At 72.0% G+C, this 26,143-nt stretch carries 25 protein-coding genes; 11 read left to right on the forward strand and 14 right to left on the reverse strand.

Annotated elements, in window-relative coordinates:
• Positions 1–118: 118 nt before the first annotated feature.
• The 6 genes from MRBLMG1_RS10915 (at position 119) to MRBLMG1_RS10940 (ending at position 4,915) form a co-directional block, all read left to right on the forward strand.
• Positions 119–1,933 (forward strand): phosphatidylglycerol lysyltransferase domain-containing protein, encoded by a 1,815-nt coding sequence (locus tag MRBLMG1_RS10915; protein ID WP_367823138.1) that lies wholly within the window; start codon positions 119–121, stop codon positions 1,931–1,933.
• A gap of 28 nt (positions 1,934–1,961) precedes the next feature.
• Positions 1,962–2,822 (forward strand): dihydropteroate synthase, encoded by an 861-nt coding sequence (gene folP, locus MRBLMG1_RS10920; protein WP_367823139.1) that lies wholly within the window; start codon positions 1,962–1,964, stop codon positions 2,820–2,822.
• Between the two features lie 65 nt (positions 2,823–2,887).
• Positions 2,888–3,307 (forward strand): nuclear transport factor 2 family protein, encoded by a 420-nt coding sequence (locus MRBLMG1_RS10925; RefSeq protein ID WP_414721569.1) that lies wholly within the window; start codon positions 2,888–2,890, stop codon positions 3,305–3,307.
• A gap of 121 nt (positions 3,308–3,428) precedes the next feature.
• Positions 3,429–3,788 (forward strand): dihydroneopterin aldolase, encoded by a 360-nt coding sequence (gene folB / locus MRBLMG1_RS10930; RefSeq protein ID WP_017240053.1) that lies wholly within the window; start codon positions 3,429–3,431, stop codon positions 3,786–3,788.
• Positions 3,785–4,384, forward strand: a complete 600-nt coding sequence (folK, locus tag MRBLMG1_RS10935) for a 2-amino-4-hydroxy-6-hydroxymethyldihydropteridine diphosphokinase (RefSeq protein ID WP_367823141.1) — start codon at positions 3,785–3,787, stop codon at positions 4,382–4,384. Before folB ends, folK begins: the two co-directional genes overlap by 4 nt.
• Before the next feature lie 48 nt (positions 4,385–4,432).
• Positions 4,433–4,915: a DUF3180 domain-containing protein gene (locus tag MRBLMG1_RS10940; protein ID WP_367823143.1), complete on the forward strand. Its 483-nt coding sequence runs from the start codon at positions 4,433–4,435 to the stop codon at positions 4,913–4,915.
• 22 nt (positions 4,916–4,937) lie between these two features.
• Here the strand turns inward: MRBLMG1_RS10940 and folE are convergent, their stop codons facing one another.
• The 6 genes from folE to dacB all read right to left on the reverse strand — a co-directional run bounded on the left by folE (position 4,938) and on the right by dacB (position 12,269).
• Entirely contained in the window at positions 4,938–5,543 is a 606-nt protein-coding gene (gene folE, locus MRBLMG1_RS10945) for a GTP cyclohydrolase I FolE (RefSeq protein WP_367823145.1), read from the reverse strand.
• Between the two features lie 97 nt (positions 5,544–5,640).
• A complete protein-coding gene (ftsH, locus tag MRBLMG1_RS10950) occupies positions 5,641–7,668 on the reverse strand; it encodes an ATP-dependent zinc metalloprotease FtsH (protein ID WP_367823147.1) in 2,028 nt (675 codons plus the stop codon).
• Positions 7,669–7,851: 183 nt separating this feature from the next.
• Entirely contained in the window at positions 7,852–8,391 is a 540-nt protein-coding gene (gene hpt / locus MRBLMG1_RS10955) for a hypoxanthine phosphoribosyltransferase (RefSeq protein WP_030219931.1), read from the reverse strand.
• 41 nt (positions 8,392–8,432) lie between these two features.
• Complete coding sequence (tilS, locus tag MRBLMG1_RS10960) at positions 8,433–9,452, reverse strand: tRNA lysidine(34) synthetase TilS (protein ID WP_367823149.1); 1,020 nt, start codon at positions 9,450–9,452, stop codon at positions 8,433–8,435.
• A gap of 208 nt (positions 9,453–9,660) precedes the next feature.
• Positions 9,661–10,800 (reverse strand): zinc-dependent metalloprotease, encoded by a 1,140-nt coding sequence (locus tag MRBLMG1_RS10965; RefSeq protein WP_367823151.1) that lies wholly within the window; start codon positions 10,798–10,800, stop codon positions 9,661–9,663.
• A gap of 71 nt (positions 10,801–10,871) precedes the next feature.
• Positions 10,872–12,269: a D-alanyl-D-alanine carboxypeptidase/D-alanyl-D-alanine endopeptidase gene (gene dacB / locus MRBLMG1_RS10970; protein WP_367823153.1), complete on the reverse strand. Its 1,398-nt coding sequence runs from the start codon at positions 12,267–12,269 to the stop codon at positions 10,872–10,874.
• A gap of 103 nt (positions 12,270–12,372) precedes the next feature.
• Between dacB and MRBLMG1_RS10975 the strand changes: the two genes are divergently transcribed.
• Positions 12,373–12,864: an inorganic diphosphatase gene (locus MRBLMG1_RS10975; protein WP_024758444.1), complete on the forward strand. Its 492-nt coding sequence runs from the start codon at positions 12,373–12,375 to the stop codon at positions 12,862–12,864.
• 116 nt (positions 12,865–12,980) lie between these two features.
• On the forward strand, positions 12,981–14,639 hold the full coding sequence (locus tag MRBLMG1_RS10980) for a threonine/serine exporter family protein (protein WP_367823155.1): 1,659 nt from the start codon (positions 12,981–12,983) through the stop codon (positions 14,637–14,639).
• A gap of 128 nt (positions 14,640–14,767) precedes the next feature.
• Here the strand turns inward: MRBLMG1_RS10980 and MRBLMG1_RS10985 are convergent, their stop codons facing one another.
• Positions 14,768–15,475, reverse strand: coding sequence for a DedA family protein (locus MRBLMG1_RS10985; RefSeq protein WP_367823157.1), 708 nt, complete (start codon positions 15,473–15,475; stop codon positions 14,768–14,770).
• A 151-nt stretch (positions 15,476–15,626) separates the two neighbouring features.
• On the opposite strand from MRBLMG1_RS10985, the gene MRBLMG1_RS10990 reads away from it, so the two are divergent.
• On the forward strand, positions 15,627–15,998 hold the full coding sequence (locus MRBLMG1_RS10990; RefSeq protein ID WP_367823683.1) for a YbjQ family protein: 372 nt from the start codon (positions 15,627–15,629) through the stop codon (positions 15,996–15,998).
• A 162-nt stretch (positions 15,999–16,160) separates the two neighbouring features.
• Here MRBLMG1_RS10990 and MRBLMG1_RS10995 read toward each other — a convergent pair whose 3' ends face one another.
• On the reverse strand, positions 16,161–16,922 hold the full coding sequence (locus MRBLMG1_RS10995; RefSeq protein ID WP_367823159.1) for a MerR family transcriptional regulator: 762 nt from the start codon (positions 16,920–16,922) through the stop codon (positions 16,161–16,163).
• Positions 16,923–17,048: 126 nt separating this feature from the next.
• On the opposite strand from MRBLMG1_RS10995, the gene MRBLMG1_RS11000 reads away from it, so the two are divergent.
• Positions 17,049–18,338: an ion channel protein gene (locus MRBLMG1_RS11000; RefSeq protein ID WP_367823161.1), complete on the forward strand. Its 1,290-nt coding sequence runs from the start codon at positions 17,049–17,051 to the stop codon at positions 18,336–18,338.
• 65 nt (positions 18,339–18,403) lie between these two features.
• A complete protein-coding gene (locus tag MRBLMG1_RS11005) occupies positions 18,404–19,816 on the forward strand; it encodes a glutamate decarboxylase (protein ID WP_367823163.1) in 1,413 nt (470 codons plus the stop codon).
• A gap of 222 nt (positions 19,817–20,038) precedes the next feature.
• Here the strand turns inward: MRBLMG1_RS11005 and MRBLMG1_RS11010 are convergent, their stop codons facing one another.
• The 6 genes from MRBLMG1_RS11010 to MRBLMG1_RS11035 form a co-directional block, all read right to left on the reverse strand.
• The gene (locus MRBLMG1_RS11010; protein ID WP_367823165.1) at positions 20,039–21,256 is read right to left on the reverse strand and encodes a WD40/YVTN/BNR-like repeat-containing protein; all 1,218 of its coding nucleotides are present in this window, start codon (positions 21,254–21,256) and stop codon (positions 20,039–20,041) included.
• 94 nt (positions 21,257–21,350) lie between these two features.
• On the reverse strand, positions 21,351–22,115 hold the full coding sequence (locus MRBLMG1_RS11015; RefSeq protein ID WP_367823167.1) for an ABC transporter permease: 765 nt from the start codon (positions 22,113–22,115) through the stop codon (positions 21,351–21,353).
• Positions 22,112–23,194, reverse strand: a complete 1,083-nt coding sequence (locus MRBLMG1_RS11020) for an ATP-binding cassette domain-containing protein (protein WP_367823169.1) — start codon at positions 23,192–23,194, stop codon at positions 22,112–22,114. Before MRBLMG1_RS11020 ends, MRBLMG1_RS11015 begins: the two co-directional genes overlap by 4 nt.
• 135 nt (positions 23,195–23,329) lie before the next feature.
• Positions 23,330–23,944, reverse strand: a complete 615-nt coding sequence (locus tag MRBLMG1_RS11025; RefSeq protein WP_367823684.1) for a PadR family transcriptional regulator — start codon at positions 23,942–23,944, stop codon at positions 23,330–23,332.
• Positions 23,945–23,988: 44 nt separating this feature from the next.
• Entirely contained in the window at positions 23,989–24,537 is a 549-nt protein-coding gene (locus MRBLMG1_RS11030; RefSeq protein ID WP_367823171.1) for a DinB family protein, read from the reverse strand.
• A gap of 114 nt (positions 24,538–24,651) precedes the next feature.
• Positions 24,652–26,109 carry an aldehyde dehydrogenase family protein gene (locus MRBLMG1_RS11035; protein WP_367823173.1) on the reverse strand — a complete coding sequence of 486 codons (1,458 nt, stop codon included), beginning with the start codon at positions 26,107–26,109 and terminating at the stop codon, positions 24,652–24,654.
• Positions 26,110–26,143: the final 34 nt, after the last annotated feature.

Genomic DNA, 26,143 nt, shown 5'->3' on the forward strand with positions numbered 1-26,143 from the left:
GAACGCGCGACGGGGCCCGACCGGAGTCGAGAACCCTCGCAGGACCCCTCGCGGGACCACAGGAACCACGGGAGCACGGGAAGCCATGTCTGTCACGGTAGATGGGGACAAATCAGGAATGGTTCCGGTTCGAGCACGCCGGATTCTCCGCGGCCCCCGACCCGAGAAGGTCCCGGCCCTCGTCGGCACGGCCTGCACCCTCATCGGCCTCATCGACATCGCCGCCGGGGTCTTCCCCCGCTTCCGCGCCAGCCGCATGCACGCCGTCGCCGAGGTCCTCCCCGGCACCCTCGGCCCCCTGTCCGCCGCCCTCTCCCTCAGCGCCGGCGTCCTCCTCCTGCTCCTCGCCCACGGCCTCAAGCGCCACAAGCGCCGTGCCTGGCGCGCCGCCGTCGTCCTCCTCCCCCTCGGCGGCCTGGCCCAGTTCGTCTGGCGCCACTCCGTCCTCGGCGCCCTGCTCTCCCTCGCCCTCCTCGCCCTCCTGCTGCGCCACCGGGGCGAGTTCGCCGCCCTCCCCGACCCCCGCAGCCGCTGGCGCGCCCTCGCCAACTTCGTCGTCATGGGCGCCGGATCCATCGCCCTCGGCCTCGTGATCGTCAGCGCCCACCCCCGCCGCGTCATCGGCGACCCCAGCCTCGCCGACCGCCTCGAACACGTCCTCTACGGACTCCTCGGCGTCGAAGGCCCCGTCGGCTACACCAAGGGCGTCGACTGGACCGTCGGCTACTCCCTCGGCGCCCTCGGCATGCTCACCGCCCTCACCACCATCTACCTCGCCTTCCGCCCCGAGCACCCCGCCGCCCGCCTCACCGCCGACGACGAGACCCGGCTGCGCGCCCTCCTCGACCAGCACGGCGGCCGCGACTCCCTCGGCCACTTCGCGCTCCGCAGCGACAAGGGCGTCGTCTTCTCCCCCAGCGGCAAGGCCGCCGTCTGCTACCGCGTCGTCTCCGGCGTCATGCTCGCCAGCGGCGACCCCATCGGCGACGTCGAGGCCTGGCCCGGAGCCATCGAACGGTTCATGGACGAGGCCAAGGCCCACTCCTGGACCCCCGCCGTCATGGGCTGCTCCGAGACCGGCGGCCAGGTCTGGACCCGCGAGACCGGCCTCGACGCCCTCGAACTCGGCGACGAGGCGGTCGTCGACGTCGCCGACTTCTCCCTCTCCGGCCGCGCCATGCGCAACGTCCGCCAGATGGTCAAGCGCATCGAGCGCAACGGCTACACCACCCAGGTCCGCCGGGTCCGCGACCTCGACGAAGCCGAACTCGCCCGCGTCCGCCGCGCCGCCGCCGACTGGCGCGGCACCGACACCGAGCGCGGCTTCTCCATGGCCCTCGGCCGCATCGGCGCCCCCGGCGACGGCGACGCCGTCATAGCGACCGCCCACAAGACCGACGACGCCGACGGCCCCGACTCGCCCTACGGCGACCTCAAGGCGATCATCCACTTCGTCCCCTGGGGCCCCGACGGCATGTCGCTCGAACTCATGCGCCGGGACCGCTCCGCCGACCCCGGCATGAACGAACTCCTCATCGTCGCCGCCCTCCAGGCCTCCCCCGCCCTCGGCATCGAGCGCGTCTCCCTGAACTTCGCCATGTTCCGCGCCGCCCTCGCCCGCGGCGAGAAGATCGGCGCCGGCCCCGTCCTGCGCGTCTGGCGCGGGCTCCTCGTCTTCCTCTCCCGCTGGTTCCAGATCGAGTCGCTCTACAAGTTCAACGCCAAGTTCCGGCCACGCTGGGAACCCCGCTTCGTCGTCTACCGCACCAGCCGCGACCTGCCCCGCATCGGCTTCGCCGCCATGCAGGCCGAAGGCTTCGTGAACCTCTCCCTGCCCCGCCCCTTCACCCGCAGGCGCCCCGCACCGGCCCCCCGGCCCTGCACCCACATCGTCGCCGCCCCCGCGGGCGAGCGCGAGGTCCGCGCGGCCTGATCTCGCCCCTGGGCCCTACGCTGGACACATGAGTACGACGATCGACCGGGGAACCGCCCGAGGCCTGCCGGAGTGGGACCGCTGCGCGGTCATGGGCGTGGTCAACGTGACCCCCGACTCCTTCTCCGACGGCGGCCGCTGGTTCGACACCACGGCCGCCGTCAAACACGGCCTCGACCTCGTCGCCGAAGGCGCCGACCTCGTCGACGTCGGCGGCGAGTCCACCCGCCCCGGCGCCACCCGCGTCGACGAGGAGGAAGAGCTCCGCCGCGTCGTCCCCGTCGTCCGCGGCCTCGCCGCCGAGGGCGTCACCGTCTCCGTCGACACCATGCGCGCGCGTGTCGCCGCCCGCGCCGTCGAAGCCGGCGCCGTCCTCGTCAACGACGTCAGCGGCGGCCTCGCCGACCCCGGCATGGTCCCCGCCGTCGCCGCCGCCGAGGTCCCCTTCGTCGTCATGCACTGGCGCGGATTCAGCCAGGACATGAACAGCCTCGCCGTGTACGACGACGTCGTCGGCGAGGTCGTCGGCGAGCTCCGCACCCGCCTGGAGGCCGTCGTCGCCGGCGGCGTCGACCCCGAGCGCATCGTCGTCGACCCCGGCCTCGGCTTCGCCAAACTCGCCCCGCACGACCTCGCCCTCGTCGCCCACCTCCCCGAGCTCCGCGCCCTCGGCCGGCCCCTCCTGGTCGCCGCCTCCCGCAAGCGGTTCCTCGGCCACGTCCTCACCCGCGAGGGCGCCGCCCCACCCCCCGCCCGCGAACGCGACGCCGCCACCGCCGCCGTCTCCGCGCTCGCCGCCCACGCCGGCGCGTGGGCCGTCCGCGTCCACGAGGTCCGCGCCACCGCCGACGCCGTACGGGTCGCCCGAGCCGTCGAGGGAGCCGCGTGAGCCGCACGGACCGCAGCACCGACGAGGCGGCCGTCGAAGCCGCCAACACCGCCTTCTACGAGGCGATGGAGACCGGCGACTTCGAAGGCGTCTCCGGCCTGTGGCTCGACGACGGCGCCACCCCCATCACCTGCGTCCACCCCGGCTGGCCCGTCCTCACCGGCCGCGGCGAGGTGCTCCGCTCGTACGCCCTGATCATGGCGAACACCGAGTACATCCAGTTCTTCCTCACCGACCTGGAGATCTCCCTCGCCGACGGCACCGCCGTCGTCACCTGCACCGAGAACATCCTCAGCGGCGGCCCCGCCGAGGACGGCGCCGAGCTCGGCCCCCTCGTCGGCCAGCTCGTCGTCGCCACCAACGTGTTCCGCCGCACGCCCGCGGGCTGGAAGATCTGGTCCCACCACGCCTCCCCCGTCCTCACCGACACCGACGAGGACACCCCCGAGGAGCCCGGCCCCGACGGCGCGGAACCCCCCGTCTGACCCGCCCAAGGCCCCCGAGGGCAAGCGCTGTCGGTCCCCGCAGGTAGATTCGAGAGTGGACACCCGGCCGTCCGCACCCGGCTGCGTGGCCACCCGAACTACGACAGCAGGAGTGATTCGCGTGGATCGTGTCGCGCTGCGCGGCCTCAAGGCCCGAGGCCACCACGGCGTCTTCCCCAAGGAGCGCGAGGAGGGCCAGACCTTCATCGTGGACCTGGTCCTCGGCCTGGACACCCGCCCCGCGGCGGCCGACGACGACCTGGCGAAGACCGTGCACTACGGCATCGTCGCCGAAGAGGTCGTCGACGTCGTCCAGGGCGAGCCCGTCGACCTCATCGAAACCCTCGCCGAGCGCATCGCCCAGCAGTGCCTCAGCCACGCCGGGGTCCAAGAGGTGGAAGTCGTCGTCCACAAGCCGGACGCACCCATCACCGTGCCCTTCGACGACGTCACCATCACGATCACCCGGAGCCGACGATGAAGCCGACGCAGAGCGACCCCACCGTCCAGCCCGTACCGGCCTCCGTCGTCGCGACCGTCGACGCCGCCGACACGACCCTCTCCAACCCCCGCTGGGCCGTCCTCGCCCTCGGCGCCAACCTCGGCAACCGCCTGGAGACCCTCCAGGGGGCCCTCGACGCCCTCGCGGACACCCCGGGCCTCCGGGTCAAGGCCGTCTCCCCCGTCTACGAGACGGAGCCCTGGGGCGTCGAGCCCGGCAGCCAGCCCTCGTACCTGAACGCCGTCGCCCTCGTACGGACCACCCTGCCGCCCTCCTCCCTCCTGGAGCGGGCCCAGGCCGTCGAGGAGGCCTTCCACCGCGTCCGCGAGGAGCGCTGGGGCTCCCGCACCCTCGACGTCGACATCATCACGTACGCCGACGTCGTCTCCGAGGACCCCGTCCTCACCCTCCCGCACCCCCGCGCCCACCAGCGCGCCTTCGTCCTCGTCCCGTGGCACGACGTCGACCCCGAAGCCCAGCTCCCCGGCCACGGCCCCGTCGCCTCGATCCTCGCCGCCCTCGGCAGCGAAGGCGTCACTCCCCGTGTCGATCTGGAACTCCGTCTGCCCGAGTAGTCGTTAGGCTCGTGCCAGACCGCCCCGCGACCACATGAAGGACACCCGGTGAAACAACTGCGGCTCAAGGTGCTCACCGGACTGTTCCTCGTGGCCGGAATCCTCTCGTGGGGTGCCGCCCGTCTCTGGGACTCGGTCGGCACCCTCCCCAGCGTGCCGATCGCCGCGCCCATCGTCCTCGCCGTGATCGCCGTCGTCCTGACCGCGACCGCCCTCTCCATCCGGGTCCGCCTCAAGGCCCAGCGCGAGCGGCGCCCCGGCGCCAAGGGCGTCGAACCCCTCATGGCGGCCCGCGCCGTCGTCTTCGGCCAGGCCAGCGCCCTCGTCGCCGCCATCGTCGCCGGCATGTACGGCGGCACCGGCGTCTTCCTCCTCGGCTCCCTCGACGTCCCCGCCCGCCGCGACCAAGCCCTCTACGCCGCCCTCGCCGTCGTGGCCGGCATCGGCGTCATCGCCGCCGCCCTCTTCCTCGAGCGCGTCTGCAAACTCCCCGAAGACGACGACGAAGGCCCGGGCAAGGCCCGGGCCTGAGGCATTCCTCGGTCGTGGCGCGTCAGCGCGCCATGATGAGGCTCATCGCCTCGGCGCGGGTCGCCGGGTCCCTCAGCTGGCCGCGCACGGCCGACGTGATGGTCTTGGCGCCCGGCTTCCGGATGCCCCGCATCGACATGCACATGTGCTCGCACTCGAAGACCACGATGACGCCGCGCGGCTCCAGGATCTCCATCAGCGAGTCCGCCACCTGCGTGGTGAGCCGCTCCTGCACCTGGGGACGGCGGGCGTAGACGTCCACGAGCCGGGCCAGCTTCGACAGGCCCGTGATCTTGCCCGAGGTGGACGGGATGTACCCGACGTGGGCGACCCCGCGGAACGGTACGAGGTGGTGCTCACAGGTTGAGTACACCTCGATGTCCTTGACCAGCACCATCTCGTCGTGACCGAGGTCGAAGGTGGTCGTCAGGACGTCGTCGGGCGTCTGCCACAGGCCCGCGAATATCTCCTTGTACGCCCGCGCCACCCGCCCGGGCGTCTCCCGCAGGCCCTCGCGGTCGGGGTCTTCGCCGACGGCGATGAGGAGTTCGCGGACGGCGGCCTCGGCGCGCTTCTCGTCGAACTCGCCGATCGTGCCCTCGCCGTCCAGGGTCACCGGGTCGGTCATCTCTGTGCCTCGTTCCGTCTGACTGTGGTGCGCGAAAAGCCGCGCCCCCACAGGCTAAAACCTGTGGGGGCGCGGCAGCCATTCCGGGGTGGGACGGTCAGTCCTCGGGGGTGTCCACCGGGGCGATCTCGATGCCCTTGGTGGTGTCCACGGGGGTGGCCGAGCCGTTCGCGGTGCCGTTGGCGCTGTTCGTCAGGGCGAGCTCCTTGGGGGAGAGCACCGGCGGACGCGTCGAGGGCGTGCGGCGGGAGGAGCCGGTCCAGGCCGGACGGGCCGGGCGCTTGACGATGGGGGCGAAGATCTCGGCGATCTCCTCCTTGCCCAGCGTCTCCTTCTCGAGGAGGGCGAGGACCAGGTTGTCGAGAAGGTCACGGTTCTCGACGAGGATCTCCCACGCCTCGTTGTGCGCGGTCTCGATGAGCTTCTTGACCTCTTCGTCGACCAGCGCCGCGACCTCTTCCGAGTAGTCGCGCTGGTGCGCCATCTCGCGGCCGAGGAACGGCTCCGTGTTGTCGCCGCCGAACTTGATGGCGCCGAGCCGCTCGGTCATGCCGTACTGGGTGACCATCGCGCGGGCCGTGGCGGTGGCCTTCTCGATGTCGTTCGCCGCGCCCGTCGTCGGGTCGTGGAAGACGAGCTCCTCGGCCGCGCGGCCGCCCAGCATGTAGGCGAGCTGGTCGAGCATCTCGTTGCGGGTGGTCGAGTACTTGTCCTCGTCCGGGAGGACCATCGTGTAGCCCAGGGCGCGGCCGCGGGACAGGATGGTGATCTTGTGGACGGGGTCGGAGTTCGGCGAGGCCGCCGCGACCAGGGCGTGACCGCCCTCGTGGTACGCGGTGATCTTCTTCTCCTTGTCCGACATGATCCGGGTCCGCTTCTGCGGGCCCGCGACCACACGGTCGATCGCCTCGTCCAGCGCGTTGTTGTCGATCAGCTTCTGATCGCCGCGGGCGGTGAGGAGCGCCGCCTCGTTGAGGACGTTGGAGAGGTCCGCGCCGGTGAAGCCGGGGGTGCGTCGGGCGACGGCGCCGAGGTCGACGTCCGGGGCGACCGGCTTGCCCTTCTGGTGGACCTTGAGGATCTCCAGACGGCCCTGCATGTCCGGGCGGTCGACGGCGATCTGCCGGTCGAAGCGGCCGGGGCGCAGGAGGGCGGGGTCGAGGATGTCGGGGCGGTTGGTCGCCGCGATGAGGATGACACCGCCCTTGACGTCGAAGCCGTCCATCTCGACCAGGAGCTGGTTGAGGGTCTGCTCGCGCTCGTCGTGGCCGCCGCCGAGGCCGGCGCCGCGGTGGCGGCCGACCGCGTCGATCTCGTCGACGAAGACGATGGCCGGGGCGTTGGCCTTGGCCTGCTCGAAGAGGTCGCGGACACGGGAGGCGCCGACGCCGACGAACATCTCGACGAAGTCGGAGCCGGAGATCGAGTAGAACGGCACGCCGGCCTCTCCGGCGACGGCGCGCGCGAGGAGCGTCTTGCCGGTTCCGGGCGGGCCGTAGAGCAGGACGCCCTTGGGGATCTTGGCGCCGACGGCCTGGAACTTCGCGGGTTCCTGGAGGAATTCCTTGATCTCGTGGAGTTCCTCGACGGCCTCGTCCGAGCCGGCGACGTCGGCGAAGGTGGTCTTCGGCGTGTCCTTGGTGATGAGCTTCGCCTTGGACTTGCCGAACTGCATGACGCGGGAGCCGCCGCCCTGCATCTGGTTCATCAGGAAGAGGAAGACGACCACGATCAGGACGAAGGGGAGGAGCGAGAGCAGGATCGAGACGAAGGGCGACTGCTTCGTCGGCGAGACGGTGTAGCCCTTCTCGATCTGCCCGGCTTCGAACTTCTCCTGGAGCTTGTCGGCGATGTCCACGCCCTGGCTACCGATGTAGCTGGCCTGGACCTTGCTGCTCTTGTCGATCTTCTGGCCGTCGATGAGCTCGATCTTGATGATCTGCTCGTCGCCGGTGGTGACCTTTGCCTGCTTGACCTGGTTCTTGTCGATCGCCTGGACGACCTTGCCGGTGTCCACCGTCTTGTAGCCCTCGGACGAGCCGACGACCTGCATCAGCACGACCACGGCGAGGACGGCCAGCACGATCCACATGACCGGCCCACGGAAGTATCGCTTCACGTCCATCCATACGGGGCGAGAACGCCCCGTCCCTCCTGCCCGTAGGAAAATGCTGCTGTGAGTGCTGCTATGTGAAAAAGCTGTTCTTCGGACGGTACCTCAGCATCGTCGCCCGCGACCGCCTTCCCGTGGTTCAACGGAGGGAAGGCGGTCCGGGTTCCCCGAACGGCGGGAATGCCGACGACGTGCTCAGCCGCCGTATACGTGCGGGGCGAGAGTGCCGACGAACGGAAGGTTCCGGTACTTCTCGGCGTAGTCGAGGCCGTAGCCGACGACGAATTCGTTGGGGATGTCGAAGCCGATCCACTTGACGTCGATCGCGACCTTGGCGGCCTCGGGCTTGCGCAGCAGGGTGCACACCTCGAGGGAGGCGGGCTCGCGCGAGCCGAGGTTCGACAGGAGCCACGACAGGGTCAGGCCGGAGTCGATGATGTCCTCGACGATCAGGACGTGCTTGCCCTTGATGTCGGTGTCGAGGTCCTTGAGGATCCTGACGACGCCCGAGGACTGGGTGCCGGCGCCGTAGGAGGAGACGGCCATCCAGTCCATGGTGACGGGGGTGGAAAGGGCGCGTGCCAGATCCGCCATCACCATCACGGCGCCCTTGAGGACACCGACGATGAGCAGGTCCTTGCCCGCGTATTCCGCGTCGATCTTCGCGGCCAGCTCAGCCAGCTTGGCGTCGATCTCTTCCTTGGTGATGAGCACCGACTGGAGGTCGGTGCCCATGTCCTTCTCGTTCACCCGGGTCACTTTCGTTGCAGCGTGCGTCAGCCTTGCCGGATGACCAGTCTGCCACCCTGGCGGCGGGCTTCGACGCGGCCGGGCAGGTTGATGGCTCCCTGGCCGCGCCAGCCGGTGATGAGCCGGTCGACTTCTTCGATGTGCCGGGCGAAGAGGGAGCCGGCGGGAGCGCCCTCCGCGATGACGGCGCGGCGCAGGACGCGGCGGCGTACGGCGGGGGGCAGCCCGAAGAGCTTGGCGCATTCGAGGGCGCCCGCCTCGTCGCGTACGGCGGTCTCGGCGTCGGCGGCCCAGGTGTCGAGGGCGTCGGCGTCGTCGCGGGAGAGCTGGGCCGTTCGGGCGAGGGCTTCGACGACGCCCTTGCCGAGTGCCTTCTCGAGGGCGGGGAGGCCTTCGTGGCGGAGCCGGGAGCGGGTGTACGCCGGGTCGCTGTTGTGGGGGTCGTCCCATACGGCGAGTTCCTGGGCGATGCACGCCTTGCGGACGGTCTGGCGGTCGAGCTGGAGGAAGGGGCGCCGGTAGCGGCGGGCGGCGCCGGAGACGGCGGCCATGCCGGAGAGGGAGCGGATGCCGGAGCCCCGGGCGAGGCCGAGGAGGACGGTCTCCGCCTGGTCGTCGCGGGTGTGGCCGAGGAGGATCGCGGCGGCTCCGTGGCGTGCGGCGGCGGCGTCGAGCGCGGCGTAGCGCGCGTCGCGGGCGGCGGCCTCGGGTCCTCCTTCGCGGCCGACGGTGACGGTGACGGCCTCGACGGGGGTGAGGCCGAGGGCGGTCATGCGTCCGGCGACCTCGGTGGCGCGGCTGTCGGAGCCGTCCTGGAGGCCGTGGTCGACGGTGACGCCGCCGGCCCGCACGGGGAGCTTGCGGGCTTCGAAGGCGAGGGCGGAGGCGAGCGCCATGGAGTCGGCGCCTCCGGAGCACGCGACGAGCACCAGGGGGCCGGGTGCGTCGGGTGCGGTGGTGGGGTCGGTCTGGTGCTCGGTGAGAACGTCGTGGAGTACGCGGCGGACCGCCAGGCGTATCGCCGCGACCGCAGGATGGGGACCCATGTCCGGTGCCCTTCGTGATGGGGGTGGGGTGCCTCGGTCGGAGTCTTAACGGTCGGAAAGGGGGTTTCGGTCACTCAGAGTGCGACGATGGTGACAGAAACCCGGCCGTTACCCGAGCATTGCACGCCTCACCCCCTACCCAGGGTCCCTCGGATGGGTGATTGGTGGGGTGTTCTCACGTGTTCCTATGACGTCTGCCGCACCTGTCTCACGAGTCTGCCTTACGGTGCACCCTCGCGATCCAGTCGGCGGGGGCGGCGATCTCGGCCTTGGTGGGGAGCGTGTTGGGGGAGGTCCAGACGCGGTTGAAGCCGTCCATGCCGACCTGGTCGACGACGGCGCGGACGAAGCGCTCGCCGTCGCGGTACTGGCGGAGCTTGGCGTCGAGGCCGAGGAGCTTGCGCAGGGCGAGGTCGAGGCGGGAGGCGCCGCGGGCCCGCCGCTGCTGGAACTTCTCGCGGATCTCGGCGACGGTCGGCACGACCTGCGGTCCGACGCCGTCCATGACGTAGTCGGCGTGGCCTTCGAGGAGGGACATGACGGCGGTCAGGCGGCCGAGGATCTCGCGCTGCTCGGGGGTCTGGACGAGCTCGACGAGGGAGGGGGTGGGCTCGCCCTCCTCGCCCTCGGGGCGGCCGCCGACGAGGGTCTGGGCGGCTTCGCGGAGGCGCTCGACGACGGTGCCGGGGTCGACGTCGGTGGCCGTGAGGAACGACTGGATCTCGCCCTTGAGGTGGTCGCGGAGCCAGGGGACGGCGGTGAACTGGGTGCGGTGGGTCTCCTCGTGGAGGCAGACCCAGAGCCGGAAGTCGTGCGGGGTGACGTCGAGTTCGCGTTCGACGTGGACGATGTTGGGCGCGACGAGCAGGAGCCGTCCGCCGCCGTCGGCACCGGCGGGGAGATCGCGGGTGGCGGGGGCGAAGGTCTCGTACTGGCCGAGGATCCGGGAGGCGAGGAAGGACAGCAGCATGCCGAGCTCGACGCCGGTGATCTTCCCGCCGAAGGCGCCGAGGACGGCGCTGCCGGGGGTGCCGGCGCGGCGGTCCTGCATCTTGCCGAGGAGTGGGGTGAGGAGTTCGCGGAAGCCGGCGACGTTGGCCTTGATCCAGCCGGCGCGGTCGACGACCAGGACGGGGGTGTCGTGCGGGGCGGCGCCCTCGGGGATCATCCGCGTGTAGGCGCGGACGTGCTCCTCGGACGCCTTGGCGTGCCTGCGGAGTTCGGCGACGACCTCGCGGGCCTCGTCGCGGCTGACTTCGGGTCCGGGCCGCACGAGGCGGGTCGCGGTCGCGACCGCGAGGTTCCAGTCGACCATCCCTGATGTGCCTGCGCCACCGGTGCTCGTCATGCGTCAACCGTACGGTCTCGGCGCCCGATCGGTGTCGGTTCGGTGCGGGTCGGTACGGGTCCGGGCGGGTGTCAGTCGGTTCCGGCGAGTGCCGTGGCGAGGCGGTCGAGGGCGGGCTGCGCCTCGTACGGGGAGAGGGTGCGGCCGGCGAGGAACGCGAAGGCGAGGAGGCGGCCGTCGGGGGTGACGACGGTGCCGGCGAGCGTGTTGACGCCCGTGAGGGTGCCGGTCTTTGCGCGGACGAGTCCGGCGCCCGCGGGCGCGGCGCCGTAGCGGCCGGCGAGGGTGCCGGTGAAGCCGCCGACGGGGAGGCCGGTGAGGACGGAGCGCAGGGCCGGGCGGGCGGGATCGGCCGCGCGGGTGAGGAGTCCGGTGAGGAGGGCGGCGGAGACCCGGTCGCGGCGGTCGAGTCCACTGCCGTCGGCGAAGCGGGCCCCGGTGACGGGGAGGCCGAGCCGGGCGATCTCGTCGCGTACGGCGCGCTCGGCGCCCTGGAAGCTGGCGGGGCGCCGGTGGGCGAGGGCGGTCTGCCGGGCGAGGGCTTCGGCGAGGTCGTTGTCGCTGTGGGTGAGGGTGCGCTCGGCGAGGTCGGCGAGGGGCGCGGAGTACGTCCGGGCGAGCGGGGCGGTCTGCGGGGCGCGGCCGGGCGCGGGGTCGCCGGTGACCTTGACGCCGGCCCGGGCGAGCAGGGCGGCGAAGGTCCTCGCGGTGTCGCCCGCGGGGTCGGCGGTGCGGGGCGCGGGGCCGCTGCGGCTGTCGTCGAGGCGGCCTTCGTCGGTCATGAGGGCGACGACGGGGGCGATGTTCTCGTTGGGGCCGATGGGGTGGAGCCGGGGGCCCTGGTAGAGGTGCGTGTCGTACGCGAGGCGTACGGAGGTGCGGCCCCGCTTCGTCAGGGCGCGCGCGGTGTCGGCGGCGAGGGCCTTCAGGCGGGCGGGGTCGAGGGTGGGGTCACCGCCGCCGGTGAGGGTGACGGCGCTGTCGTCGGGGGCCGCGGTGACGGTGGTGGCGATGCGGTGGTCGGGGCCGAGGGCGGAGAGCGCGGCCGCGACGGTGGCGATCTTGACCGTGGAGGCGGGGGTCATGGCGGTGGCCGCGCCCTCGCCGTACAGCTGCCCGCCGGTGGCGGTGTCGACGACCGAGGCGGTGCGGAGCGGGCCGAGGCCGGGGTCGGCGAGGAGCGGCGCGAGGACGCCGGCGAGGTCCGCGGACGGTCCCGCGGGGGCCGGGGTCTGCAGGGCGGCGAGGACGCCGGGGGCGCTGGGCGCGGGGGCGGGGCGGCGGGGTGCTGCGGGGGCCGGGGCGGCGGCGTGACGCGTGACACCCGTCGCGGGGGCGGCGGCGCGGGCCCGCTCGGCCGTACGCTGACCTCCGTCCCATGGTCCGGCCGCGGTCACCGCCACGGCAGCCAGGGCGAGTCCGAGGGCGGCGGAGCCCGCCGTGAGCTGCCACGTTCTCGGCTCCGGCATCTGCTGACCAGCCCCTTTCGCGATCACGCACGTGCGTGAGGGACACTTAACCACCGCGCGCCGTCGCGAGCATTCACTTGTGTTGATTCAGGAGGAGCCACCCGTGGAGTTCGACGTTCTCATCGAGATCCCCAAGGGATCGCGGAACAAGTACGAGGTCGACCACGAGACCGGTCGCATCCGTCTGGACCGTCGTCTCTTCACGTCGACGGCCTACCCGACCGACTACGGCTACGTCGAGAACACCCTGGGTGAGGACGGCGACCCGCTGGACGCGCTCGTGATCCTCGACGAGCCGACGTTCCCGGGCTGCCTGATCAAGTGCCGCGCCATCGGCATGTTCCGCATGACGGACGAGGCCGGCGGCGACGACAAGCTGCTGTGCGTCCCGGCGACGGACCCGCGCATGGAGCACCTGCGGGACATCCACCACGTGGCGGAGTTCGACCGCCTGGAGATCCAGCACTTCTTCGAGGTCTACAAGGACCTGGAGCCGGGCAAGTCCGTCGAGGGCGCCGACTGGGTCGGCCGCGCCGAGGCCGAGGAAGAGATCGAGAAGTCCTACGCTCGCGCCAAGGAGCAGGGCGGTCACTGAGACCGCGCTGTCGTGATCGTGTGAAGGCGGTGCACCTCTCCGGGTGTACCGCCTTTCGCACATCCGTCGCACCTTCATACTGGAATTCACGATTCCCTGGGGATGAGGCGGAGACAGTGGTGGCGGAGCCGGAGGGCCCCGAGGAGGCTCCTGAGGACCGGAAGCCGCAGTCGGACGAGGCGCGGAGCGCGTTCGTCCCGCCGGCCGGGGTGGAGCAGCCCGTCCCGCCCGAGGAGGAGCATCCGACCTCCGAGTTCGCGCTGCCGCCCGGTACGACGACGGAGCCGCCGCAGGAGCAGGAGGGTTCGGCGTTCGCGACGCCCGCCACCTACTCGGCGAAGACCTCGCCGCCCGTGTTCACCCCGGCGTACGGGGTTCCCCTGGTGCGGCTCTCGCAGGACGCGCCGTGGCAGGACCGGATGCGGACCATGCTGCGGCTGCCGGTGCACGAGCGGCCGGTGCCGGAGTCGGCCGGCAAGGGGGACGAGTCCGGGCCTTCGGTACCGCGCGTGCTCGACCTGACTCTGCGCATCGGCGAGCTGCTGCTCGCGGGCGGGGAGGGCGCGGAGGACGTCGAGGCGGCGATGTTCGCCATCTGCCGCTCGTACGGTCTGGACCGGGTGGAGCCGACGGTGACGTTCACCCTGCTGGCCGTCACGTACCAGCCGTCGCTCGTGGACGATCCGATCACGGCGAACCGGACGGTACGGCGCCGGGGCACGGACTACACGCGGCTCGCGGCGGTGTACCAGCTGCTCGCGGACATCAACGCGCGGGCGCACGAGGTGACGCCGGAGGAGGCGTACCGGCGGCTCGCGGAGATACGGCGGAACCGGCATCCGTATCCGGGGTGGGTGCTGACGGCGGCGGCGGGGGTCCTCGCCGGTGCGGCCTCGGTGCTGCTCGGCGGCGGTCCGACGGTGTTCCTCGTGGCCGCGCTCGGCGCGGTGCTCGGCGACCGTCTCGCGTGGCTGTGCGCGGGGCGGGGGCTGCCGGAGTTCTACCAGTTCCTGGTGGCGGCGATGCCGCCGGCGGCGATGGGGGTGCTCCTGACGCTGCTGCACGCGGATCTGCGGCCGTCGGCGGTGATCACCGGTGGCCTGTTCGCGCTGATTCCGGGGCGGGCGCTCGTCGCGGCCGTGCAGGACGGCCTGACCGGTTTCTACATCACGGCTTCGGCCCGGCTCCTCGAGGTCGCGTACTTCTTCGTCGCGATCGTGGTGGGCGTACTGTCGGTGCTGTACATCGCCGTGCAGTTCGACGCGCAGCTGAACCCTGAGGGGGCGCTGCGGGCGGTGGAGCGGCCGGTGACGCAGATCCTGGCGTCGATGGTGCTGTGCGCGACGTTCGCGGTGCTGCTGCAGCAGTCGCGGTCGACGGTGCTGTTCGCGACGCTGAACGGCGGGGTCGCGTGGGTGATCTACGCGTCGATCGCGGTGACCGCGCAGGGCTCGACGGTGATGGCGACGGCGGTGGCGGCGGGCCTGGTGGGGCTCTTCGGGCAGTTGATCGCCCGCTACCACCACACCTCGTCGCTGCCGTACGTGACGGCGGCGATCGGCCCGCTGCTGCCGGGTTCGGCGACGTACTTCGGTGTGCTCGCCATCGCCCAGAACAACCTGGACCAGGGCTTCGCGTCGCTGGCGAAGGCGGCGGCGCTGGCCCTGGCCATCGCGATCGGGGTGAACCTGGGGAGCGAGCTGGCCCGGCTCTTCATGCAGGCGCCCGCCGCGGCGTCGGCACGGCGGGCGGCGAAGCGGACCCGAGGCTTCTAGAGGCCGCTGTCCGGCCGATCAGACCGGCTGACCAAGGGCCAGGGCTCAGGGCTCAGGTCTCAGAGATCAGGGATCAGCGTCCGGCGGTGTCCCGTCGTGTGCGGCGGGACACCGCGTGGAGCGCGCTGCTACCGCTTGGCGTGGCGGCCGCGGGGCGCGCCCGGGTTCGGGGTGCCGGGGGCGTCGTGGTCGCTCTCGTCCTCGGCCGCCGCCTTCTTGGACTGGGAGCGGGCTCGGAGGAGCTCGATCGCGACCGGGATGACGGAGATCAGGACGATGCCGACGAGGATCAGCTCGATGTGCTTGTGCACGAAGTCGATCTTGCCGAGGGAGGCGCCGAGCAGGGTCACGCCGGCGCCCCACAGCACACCGCCGATGACGTTGAACGTGATGAACGAGCGGTAGTTCATCCGGCTGACACCGGCGATGATCGGCGTGAACGTCCGCACGATGGGGACGAAGCGGGCAAGGATCAGCGACTTCGGGCCGTGCTTCTCGAAGAACTCGTGCGCCTTCTCGACGTTCTCCTGCTTGAAGAGCTTGGAGTCGGGGCGCTTGAAGAGGGACGGGCCGACCTTCCGGCCGAAGAGGTAGCCGACCTGGTCGCCGACGATGGCGGCGGCCACCACCAGGGTGCACACCAGCCACAGCGGCGTGTCCAGCTTGCCGGTGGTGACGAGGAGGCCGGTGGTGAAGAGGAGCGAGTCGCCGGGCAGGAAGAACCCGATGAGGAGTCCGGACTCGGCGAAGACGATCACCAGGACACCGATCAGACCAAAGGTCTGGATCAGATAGTCCGGGTCCAGCCAGCTCGGTCCGAGGGCAAGCGTGTTCACGGGTTCCGGGCTCCTGCGGTCGGTGGGGGTGTGGGGGACGGCGGGTCCCAAGCTATCAACGCGGGCGGGACGCCCCCGGTTCCACCCGGATTCCACGGGATGCGGACCGGGCCCGCGCCCCCGAGGGTAGGGGATCAGGAGGTGCATGCCGATGGGCATCGAGGAGTACGGAGGCGGCCAGGGGCCGCACCCCGACGTGCTGGTCGTGACCACGAACGACGTGCCGGGATTCGAGGTCCGGCAGGTGATCGGTGAGGTCTTCGGGCTCACCGTGCGCTCGCGCCATCTGGGCAGCCAGATCGGCGCGGGGCTGAAGTCCATGATCGGCGGTGAGCTGAAGGGCCTGACGAAGACCCTCGTGCAGACCCGCAACCAGGCGATGGAACGCCTGGTGGAGCAGGCCAAGGCGCGCGGTGCGAACGCCGTGCTCATGTTCCGCTTCGACGTGACGGAAGCGGCGGACGTGGGCACGGAGGTCTGCGCCTACGGCACGGCCGTCGTGATCGCACCGCAGGCCCCCTGACCGGCCGGCTCCCGAGACGGCCTCTCGGCGGGGCCGGACTCGTGGCGGGGCCGGACTCGTGGCGAGGCCGATCTCGTCGCGGGGCCGGACTCGTCGCGGGGCCGATCTCGTCGTCTCTTCGCGGGGCCGGTCTGGTCGCCGGTCAGGCGGCGTCTTCTTCGGTCAGGTCGTCCGGCGGGCGGCGTTCGCTCGGACGGCCCCGAGGAGGTGCTCGGGGAGGCCGGGGTGGATCGACTCGTAGAAGGCGTGGAAGTTCTCGTCGGCGACGTACATCTCGGCGAGGCCCTCGTGGGTCTTCGGGTGGCACTCGAAGAACCAGGTGGTGATGTGGCGGCGGTGGGCTTCGGCGAGGTCCATCGCCTCCTCGGAGCCGGGGGCGAGGCCCTCGTCCATCAAAGCCCCGTAGGCGGCGCCCCAGGCGTCCACCTCGTCCTTCATGCGCTGCCAGTCCTCCTGGCCGTACGCGGCGGCGCGGGCCTGCGCCAGCTCGTGCGAGTGCGTGCCGCCCCAGCGGCGGGCGGACTCCTCGGCGTACCGCTCGGGGTCCTTGTCCCCGAACACCTCGAACTTCTCCTCGGGGGTGAGGTTGATGCCCATCTTCTTCGCCTCCATGGCGTGCTCGACGGCCGCCGCCATCCTCTGGAGCTCGCCGATCCGCGCGGTCAGCAGGGTGTGCTGGCGCCGCAGGTGCTCCTGCGGGTCGGCGTGCGGGTCGTCGAGGAGGACGGCGACCTCTTCGAGGGGGAAGCCGAGTTCCCGGTAGAACAGGATCTGCTGGAGCCGGTCGAGGTCCGCGTCGTCGTAGCGGCGGTGCCCCGCCGCGCTGCGGCCGCTCGGCGAGAGCAGCCCGATCGCGTCGTAGTGGTGCAGGGTGCGCACCGTGACCCCGGCGAGGCCGGCGACCCGTCCCACGGAGTGGTCCATCGACTTTCCGCCCCTTTCTCTGTCGGTACGCCTGACAGCCTCGGACCTGACGCGACGTGAGGTGCAAGTCCCGTCGGGCCCGAATCTCGGGATGTTATGCGGCTTTTGCTCACTTATGGTGGGTCGGTGGCCACCGATCATGCTCCGCCCGCGCCGTCGCCCCCCACCCACGAGGGCCCCCTGCGGATCCTGCTGCCGCAGATCCTGCCCGCCCTCGTCGTCGGCGTGTTGGGGAGCCTGCTGTTCCTGGGCATCAGCACCCTGGCGGAGGAGTTCCAGCACGTGCTGTGGGACGACCTGCCGGACGCGCTCGGCATCGGCGGCTTCTCGTCCCTCTGGATGATCGTCATGCTCACGGCCACCGGCATCGCCGTGGGCCTGGTCATCTGGAAGATCCCCGGCCACGCCGGACCGGACCCGGCCTCCGAAGGACTCGACGAAGCACCGCTCCCTCCCATGGTGGTGCCGGGACTCCTCCTCGCTGCCGCACTCGCGCTGGCCGGCGGAATCAGCCTCGGCCCCGAGAACCCGATCATCGCGGCCAACGTCTCCCTCGCCTACTGGATCGGCCGCAAGGCCCAGCCCTCGCTGCCCGGCGCCGCCTGGGTCGCCCTGGCCTCGGCCGCCACCATCGGCGCCCTCTTCGGTACGCCGGTGGCCGCCGCCCTCGTCCTCTCCGAGGCCCTGTCAGCCCGGCCGGGCCACGGCTCCCTCTGGGACCGGCTCCTCGCCCCGCTCACGGCCGCCAGCGCCGCCGCGATGACCACGCAGCTGCTGGCCGAACCCAGCTTCGCGATGGGGCTCCCGCCGCTGACGGACCCCGACTACGGCGACGTCCTCGCCGCCCTGGTCATCGCCTCGGTCGCCGCCGCGTTCGGCCTCCTCTGCTGCTACCTCTTCCCGTACGTCCACGCCGCCTTCCACCGCTTGCGCCATCCCATGGTGATGCTGCCCGTCGGCGGCCTCGTCCTCGGCCTGCTGGGTGCCGTCGGCGGGCACCTGACCCTCTTCAAGGGACTGGAGGAGACCAAGGAACTCACCTCCTCCATCGGCAGCTGGTCCTCGGGCGAGCTCGCCAAGTTCGCCGTCGTCAAACTCGTGGCCCTGCTCGTCGCCGCCTCCGCCGGCTTCCGGGGAGGCCGGATCTTCCCCGCCGTCTTCATCGGGGCGGCGTTCGGACTGTTCGTCCAGGCCCTCGTCCCCGAGGTCCACCCGGCGGTCGCCGTCTCCTCCGCCGTCCTCGGCGTCCTCCTCGCCACCACCCGGCAGGGCTGGATCAGCCTCTTCACCGGCGCCGTCCTCGCCGCCTCCCCCGCGATGCTCGCCCTGCTCTGCCTCGCCTCCCTCCCGGCCTGGCTGATCGTCACCGGCCGCCCCCAGCTCCAACTCGACAAGCAGGGCAACTCCCTGCGCTGACCGCCCGCCCCCGCTCTCCCCGCCCTCACCGGGCGGGCCGCCCCACCGGACAGAAGGAGTCACCCATGCCGCTCCACCAGGGCCCCCACCCCTCCCCGTCCGAGCGCCGACTCGCGCTCAACCCCTTCTACGGGGAGGCCAACCCGGTCGGCGGCATGACCGAGGCTCCCCCGCACCACCGCCTGCCGGACGGGCCGCTGCCGCCGATGAGCGCCTACCAGCTCGTCCACGACGAGCTGATGCTCGACGGCAACTCCCGGCTCAACCTGGCCACCTTCGTCACCACCTGGATGGAACCCCAGGCCGGTGTGCTCATGGCCGAGTGCCGCGACAAGAACATGATCGACAAGGACGAGTACCCGCGCACCGCCGAACTGGAGCGCCGCTGCGTCGCCATGCTCGCCGACCTGTGGAACGCACCCGACCCGACGACCGCCGTCGGCTGCTCCACCACCGGCTCCAGCGAGGCCTGCATGCTCGCGGGCCTCGCACTCAAGCGACGCTGGGCGAAGCGGAACGCCGACCGCTACCCGGGCAGCGCCCGCCCCAACCTGGTCATGGGCGTCAACGTCCAGGTCTGCTGGGAGAAGTTCTGCAACTTCTGGGAGGTCGAGGCGCGGCTCGTCCCCATGGAGGGCGACCGCTTCCACCTCGACGCCGAATCCGCCGCCGCGCTCTGCGACGAGAACACCATCGGCGTCGTCGCCGTCCTCGGCTCGACCTTCGACGGCTCCTACGAGCCGGTCGCCGAGATCTGCGCCGCCCTGGACGCCCTGCAGGAACGCACCGGCCTCGACATCCCCGTCCACGTCGACGGCGCCTCCGGCGCGATGGTCGCCCCCTTCCTCGACGAGGACCTCGTCTGGGACTTCCGGCTCCCCCGCGTCTCCTCGATCAACACCTCCGGGCACAAGTACGGCCTGGTCTACCCGGGCGTCGGCTGGGCGCTGTGGCGCTCGCCCGACGAACTCCCCGAGGAGCTGGTCTTCCGCGTCAACTACCTGGGCGGCGACATGCCCACCTTCGCCCTCAACTTCTCCCGCCCCGGTGCCCAGGTGGTCGCGCAGTACTACACCTTCCTCAGGCTCGGCCGGGAGGGCTACCGGGCGGTGCAGCAGACCGCCCGGGACGTGGCCCGGGGCCTCGCCGAACGGATCGAGGCGATGGGCGACTTCCGCCTCCTCACCCACGGGAACGAACTGCCCGTGTTCGCCTTCACCACCACCCCCGACGTCACCGCCTACAACGTCTTCGACGTCTCGCGGCGGATGCGCGAACAGGGCTGGCTGGTCCCCGCCTACACCTTCCCCGCCCACCGGGAGGACCTCTCCGTCCTGCGTGTGGTCTGCCGCAACGGCTTCTCCGCCGACCTCGCCGACCTCTTCGCCCGCGACCTGCACCAGCTCCTGCCCGAACTCCGCCGCCAGTCAGGACCTTTCACCAACGACACGGAAGCAGCGACCTCCTTCCACCACTGAGCCGACCCGGACCGGCCCGGGTGGGGGACGGCCCGGCTGGGACCGGCCCGGACCGGCTCGGACCGGACCGGCTCGGACCGGACCGGCCCGGCCCGGCTGAGGGTCTGCCCGGCCGAGGGCCGGCCCGGCTGAGGGTGGGCCCGGCTGAGGGTGGGCCCGGCTGAGGGTGGGCCCGGCTGAGGGTGGGCCCGGCTGAGGGTGGGCCCCGCTGAGGGCCGGCACTCAACCGGCGTCGTCCCCGCAGGCGAGCCGGAACTCCGACCACCGCACCCCGTCCGCGGTCAGCGCGTACTGACAGCGGGACCCCTCGCGCAGCAGACCGAGCGGGGTGCGGCGGGTGTAGTGGCCGCCGCCGAGCCTGACGAACGTACGGCCGCCGTCCACGCTCGCGTACCCGGACAGCTCTCCGCCGATCTCCACCCGGCCGCCCGGGCCCGGCACCGGCAGACCCATCAGCGTGCGCGGCTCCGCCTTCGGACCCGTGGTCCACATCCGCTGCCAGGTGGCGCCGCCGTCGACCGAGCGATGCAGCGCCCTCATCGGGTTCTTGACGGGCTCGCCGCCCGTCAGCTCCCCCATCTCCGCCGCGTACACCGCGTCCGGTCCGACCGCGACCACGACCCGCCACCCCGGCCGGTCCGTCGGGCTCGGCAGTCGGCTCACGGTCCAACTCCGGCCCGCGTCCCGGGAGAAGGCGACGGCCACCCGCCCGGTCAGCGGATCCGTCCCCGAGACCCACCAGGACCCGTCGGGCTCCGGCTGCCCCGCGGGCTGCGGGTGCGCTCCGAGAGGCGGCGCCGCGGCCAGGGTGCGGCGCCGCCCGTCGTCCGGCGACACCACGACCAGCCGTTCCCGTACGCACGCGTCGGGGAGCGCCCCGGCGGGTGCCGCGCACTCGGTGGTGAGCACCGCGCCGGCGGGTATCTCCGCGGCCACGCCGACCGTCCGCCGGTCCACGGGCTGCCAGCTCCGGCCCCCGTCCCGGGTGAACCAGGTCCGCTCCGGCCGGTCGCCGCCGCCGTCCTCGATCAGGGCCCGGCCGGGCCCGAGCGCCAGCAGGTTCGCCGAGGCGCCGTCCGACACCGGTATCTCGGGCAGCGGCGACCGCCGCACGACCCACTCCTCCGCCCCCGCGTCCCGCACGGCCACCTGCTGCCGGCAGAACCCGGTCCCCGGCGCCGCCTCGGCGCTCACGCACCCGACGAGCAGCGCGAACCCGCTGCCGTCCCGGGCGAATCCCAGGCTGTGCGCCCAACCGGGCAGCCCGTCCCCGGACGGCATCCGGGGCGGCGCCCCGAACGCCCCCGCGACGGTCGGCGCCCCCGAACCCCCCTTCCCCGCAATTGACTTCGGGGCCTCGCCCGAACCCCCCGTACACCCGCTCAGTACGACCAGCACCAGCGCCACGACGGCGCCGGCCACTGCCACCGGCCTGCGCATCGCACGTCCCCCCCCGTCCTCCCTCGGGCGGCCCGCGATGAGCCGCTGCTTTCAATACACCGCTCGCCACCTCCGGGTTCCCACTTCCGCGCCCCTACTTCCCGAGGCGCCCGAACTTCCGTACCGCCAGCGGGAGGAAGACCGCCAGCAGCACCAGCGGCCACACCACGGCGGCCGTGACGTGCCCCGGCTCGCCGCCCGGGTTGCCGAAGAGCTCGCGGGCCGCCGTCGCCGTCGCCGACATCGGGTTCCACTCCACGAACGCGCCGAGCCAGCCCGGCATCGAGTCCGGCGAGGCGAAGGCGTTGGAGAGGAAGCCGAGCGGCCAGACCAGGATCTGCACCGCCTGCACCAGCTCGGCACGCCCCGCGACCAGGGCGAGGAAGATCCCGATCCAGAGCATCGCGAACCGCAGGAGAAGCAGCAGTCCCAGAGCCCCCAGCGTGCTCACGAGACCGCCGTGCGTCCGCCATCCGATCGCGTACCCGACGCCGACCATCACGAGCAGCCCCACCGTCGACTGGAGCATGTCGGCGGCCGCCCGCCCCACGAGCACCGCGCCGTCGGCCATCGGCATCGACCTGAAGCGGTCGATCACGCCCTTGTCCAGGTCCCGCGTCACGGCCGTCATGGTGCCTTCGAGTCCGAACACCATGGTCAGGGTGAGCATCCCGGGCACCAGGAAGTCGACGTAGTCGCCGTCGACGCCCCGCCCGCCGCCGACCAGGTAGCCGAACATCAGGAGCATCATCACCGGGAAGGCGATCCCGACCACGACCGCCACCGGCTGCCGGGCCCAGTGCGCCAGCTCCCTGCGGGTCATCGTCCAGCAGTCGCTCACCACATACGCGTTGCTCATGCCGTCACCTCCGTCCGCCGGGACGCGCCCGCGTCCGGCTCCCCCTCCGCCCGCCCGGAGGCGCCCCCATCCGACTCCCCGTCCGTCCGCCGGGACGCGTCCCGGCCCTCCTCCCCCTCCGTCGACCCGGACGCGCCCGCGTCCGGCTCCCCTTCCGTCAGGCGCAGGAAGACCTCGTCCAGCGTCGGCCGGCGCAAGGCGATGTCCTCCGCCTCGATCCCGGCCGCCCCCAGCGCCCGCACGGTCTCGGCGAGCGAGGCCATCCGGTCGCGGGCGGGCGCGCTGAGCCGCCGCCGGTCCGCGTCGACGTCCACCTCGCCGCGTGCCACGGGCAGCAGCGAGGCCGCCTCGTCGAGCCGGTGGGCGTCCCGGACGACCACGTCGATGCGGTCGACGCCGACCCGCGCCTTGAGCTCGGCGGGCGTGCCGTCGGCGACGATCCGCCCGCGGTCCACCACGGAGATGCGGTCGGCGAGCCGGTCGGCCTCCTCCAGGTACTGCGTGGTCAGCAGCACCGTGGTGCCGCCGCCGACGAGCGAGCGCACCGACTCCCAGACCTCGGCGCGGCCGCGCGGGTCGAGCCCGGTCGTCGGCTCGTCGAGGAAGAGCACCTCGGGCTCGGTGATCAGCGAGGCGGCCAGGTCGAGCCGCCGCCGCATGCCGCCGCTGTACCGCCTGACGGGCTTGCGCCCGGTGTCGCCGAGGCCGAAGCGCTCCAGGAGCTCGTCGGCCCGCGTCCCGGCGCGTCGGGCGCCCAGGTGGTGGAGCCGGCCGAACATCTCCAGGTTCTGCCGCCCGCCCAGTTCCTCGTCGAGCGCCGCGTGCTGACCGAGCAGCCCGATCCGCCGCCGTACCTCCCCGGCCTCGGTCCGCACGTCGTGTCCCGCCACCCGGACCAGGCCCTCGTCGTGGCGCAGCAGGGTGGCCAGGATCCGTACCGTCGTGGTCTTGCCCGCGCCGTTGGGCCCGAGCAGGCCGTGGACGGTGCCGCGCCCGACGGTGAGGTCGAGGCCGGCCAGGGCGTCCTTCTCCCCGTACCGCTTGCGCGCGCCCTGGACGAGGATCGCGTCCGCCGCCATGTCGATTCCTCCCGAAAGCTTCGTAGTCAAATTTGACCAGTTGCCGCCGACGGTGCCAGTTGTCGCCGACGGAGCAAGGTATGCCCTCGAAGTCGGCTAGTCAAACTTGATGAGTGGGTGCCCGATCACGCCGGCTCAGGTCGCGAAGGGGTTCTCCTCGCCCTCGGCGAGGACGCCCACGAACGGCTCGCCCTCGCCCGCGAACACGTACGCCCCGCCCTCGATGCGCTCGATCAGGCCGAGTGTCCACTCCTTGCCCGCGTCCGCCGAGTGGACCCACAGGTGCATGATCTCGCCGATGTGCCCGAGCTGCGCCGGACCGTCCTCGGGGGTGTAGTACTCCGTGACGCGCGTCCGCCACTCGTCGAGCGCGCGGACGCGGCGGCGCAGCAGCTCCGCCGCCTCCTCGCGGGGGAGGTCGACGATGAAGCCGATGCCCGCCGACAGGACGTCCGTCTTCTGGTCGTACGTGGTCAGCGCCTCGCGCAGCAGCGCGAAGTACTCCTCGGTGCCCTGCTCCGTCAGCTCGTACTCGACGCGCGGCGGACCGCCGACCGTGCTCGGCGCGCTCTCGTGGGCGTGCAGCATTCCCTGCTTCGCCAGCTGTTTCAGCGCGTGGTAGATCGAGCCGGGTTTGGCGTGGGACCACTCGTGCGCGCCCCAGTACTCGAGGTCGTTGCGCACCTGGTAGCCGTGGGCGCGGCCGTGCTGCCTCACCGCGCCCAGGACGAGAAGCCGGATCGCCGACATCCCCCTACCTCCCTGGTTCATTTCGACCAGGGTACGCGCGGGCGTCACGCCCCCTGGTCGCCGCGTTCCGCCGCGATCAGCTCGAAGGAGCCCTTGCCGTCGAGGGACTCGCGGATGATGTCCGCGTGACCGGCGTGCCGGCCCGTCTCCTGGACGAGGTGGAGCAGCATCCAGCGGATCGACACGTACCCGTCCTTCGGGAACCAGGGCGCCTGGGGCAGCGGGAAGGTGTCGTCCAGGCTCGGCACGGAGCGGACGAAGTCCTCGGTCTCCTTGGCCACGCCCGCCCAGAAGGCGATGATCTCCGGGATCGTCTCGTCCTCGACGAGCCGGAAGCCGTCGCCCCAGGTGTCCTGGGTGCGCTGGCGCTCGTTCGGCCGCTGCTGCGCGAGGCGGAGCCAGTTCAGCTCCACCTCGGCGACGTGCTTGAGCAGGCCGGACAGGCTGAGCTCGCTGGCGCTGGGGCGCCCGGCCGCCTGCTCCTCGGTGAGTCCGTGGACGGAGCGGCGGAGCGCGGCGCGCTGCTCCTCGATGAAGTTGAGGAACGCGCCGCGCTCGTCACCGGGGGCCTCGATGGGAACAAGGGCAACCATGCTGTCCGCCTTACGTGGTGGTGGCTTCTTTCGACACAGACCACGTTACGAACCCTTGCGGACACCTTCTGTCCTCAAGGGAAAACTGCTCTCGGTCTGCCCGCCCCGGCCGGTTCAGAACGGGAAGCGGCTGCGGCCGTGCTGGATCGAGATCCACTTCTGGGTCGTGAACGAGTCCACCATCGCGTCGCCGTTGAGCCGCCCGACGCCCGAGTGCTTCTCGCCGCCGAAGGGCACGATCGGCTCGTCGTGCACGGTGCCGTCGTTGATGTGGATCATGCCGGTGTGGATGCGCTTGGCGACCCGTACACCCCGCTCGACGTCCGCGGTGTGGACGGCGCCGCTGAGCCCGTACGGGCTGTCGTTGGCGATCCGGACGGCCTCCTCCTCGCCGTCGAAGGGGACGATGAGGGCGACCGGGCCGAAGATCTCCTGGCCGAGGACCGGGGAGTCGGCGGCGAGCCCGGTGAGGACGGACGGGGAGACGAGGTTGCCGTCGACCGTGCCGTGCAGCAGGGCCGTGGCGCCGGCCGCCACCGTCTGGTCGACGAGCGAGGAGACGGACTCCGCCTGCTGGGAGTTGATGAGCGGGCCGATGTGGGTGGCGGGGTCGGCCGGGTCGCCGACGCGCAGGGTCTTCACCTTCGCCACGAACTTCTCGGTGAACTCCTCCTCCAGCGTGCGGTCCACCAGGATGCGGTTGGCGGCCATGCAGACCTGACCCTGGTGCACGAAGCGGCTGAAGACGGCCGCGTCGACCGCGTAGTCGACGTCCGCGTCCTCGAGGACGATCAGGGCGCTGTTGCCGCCGAGTTCGAGGACGGCGTGCTTGAAGTTCTGCGCGCAGACCGTGGCGACGTGGCGGCCGACCTTGTCGGAGCCGGTGAAGGAGATGACCTTCGGGACCGGGTGGGTCAGGAGCGCGTCGCCGATCTCGGCTATGTCGGTGACGACGACGTTCAGCAGCCCGGCCGGCAGGCCGGCCTCCTCCAGGACCTTGGCGACGAGGGTGCCGCCGCAGATCGGGGTGTTCTGGTGCGGCTTGAGGACGACCGCGTTGCCGAGGGCGAGCGCGGGCGCGACCGACTTGATCGACAGGAGGAAGGGGAAGTTGAAGGGGGAGATGACACCGACGACGCCGACCGGGACGCGGTAGACGCGGTTCTCCTTGCCGTCGACCGGCGAGGGCAGGATGCGGCCCTCGGGGCGCAGCGCCAGCTGGATCGCCTCGCGCAGGAACTCCTTGGCGAGGTGCAGCTCGAAGGCGGCCTTGAGGCGGGTGCCGCCGAGCTCGGCGACGATCGTCTCGGCGATCTCCTCCTCGCGGTCCTCGACGATCCGCAGCGCGCGCTCGAAGACGAGTCGGCGCGTGTACGGGTTCGTCTCGGCCCACGCGGCCTGGGCGCGCTCGGCGGCCCGGTAGGCGCGGTCGACCTCACCGGCGGTGGCGACCGTGATCGACGCGAGCTTCTCCCCGGTGTACGGGTTGAAGTCGATGATGTCCCACGAGCCGCTGCCCGGCTTCCACTCGCCGTCGATGTACTGGTGGGCCAGGTCGGTGAAGTGCGACATGGTGGAAGACCCCTCTACCCGCTACCTGCAGTGC

It is taken from the genome of Streptomyces sp. LMG1-1-1.1 (assembly GCF_040815545.1).
Classification (GTDB): domain Bacteria; phylum Actinomycetota; class Actinomycetes; order Streptomycetales; family Streptomycetaceae; genus Streptomyces.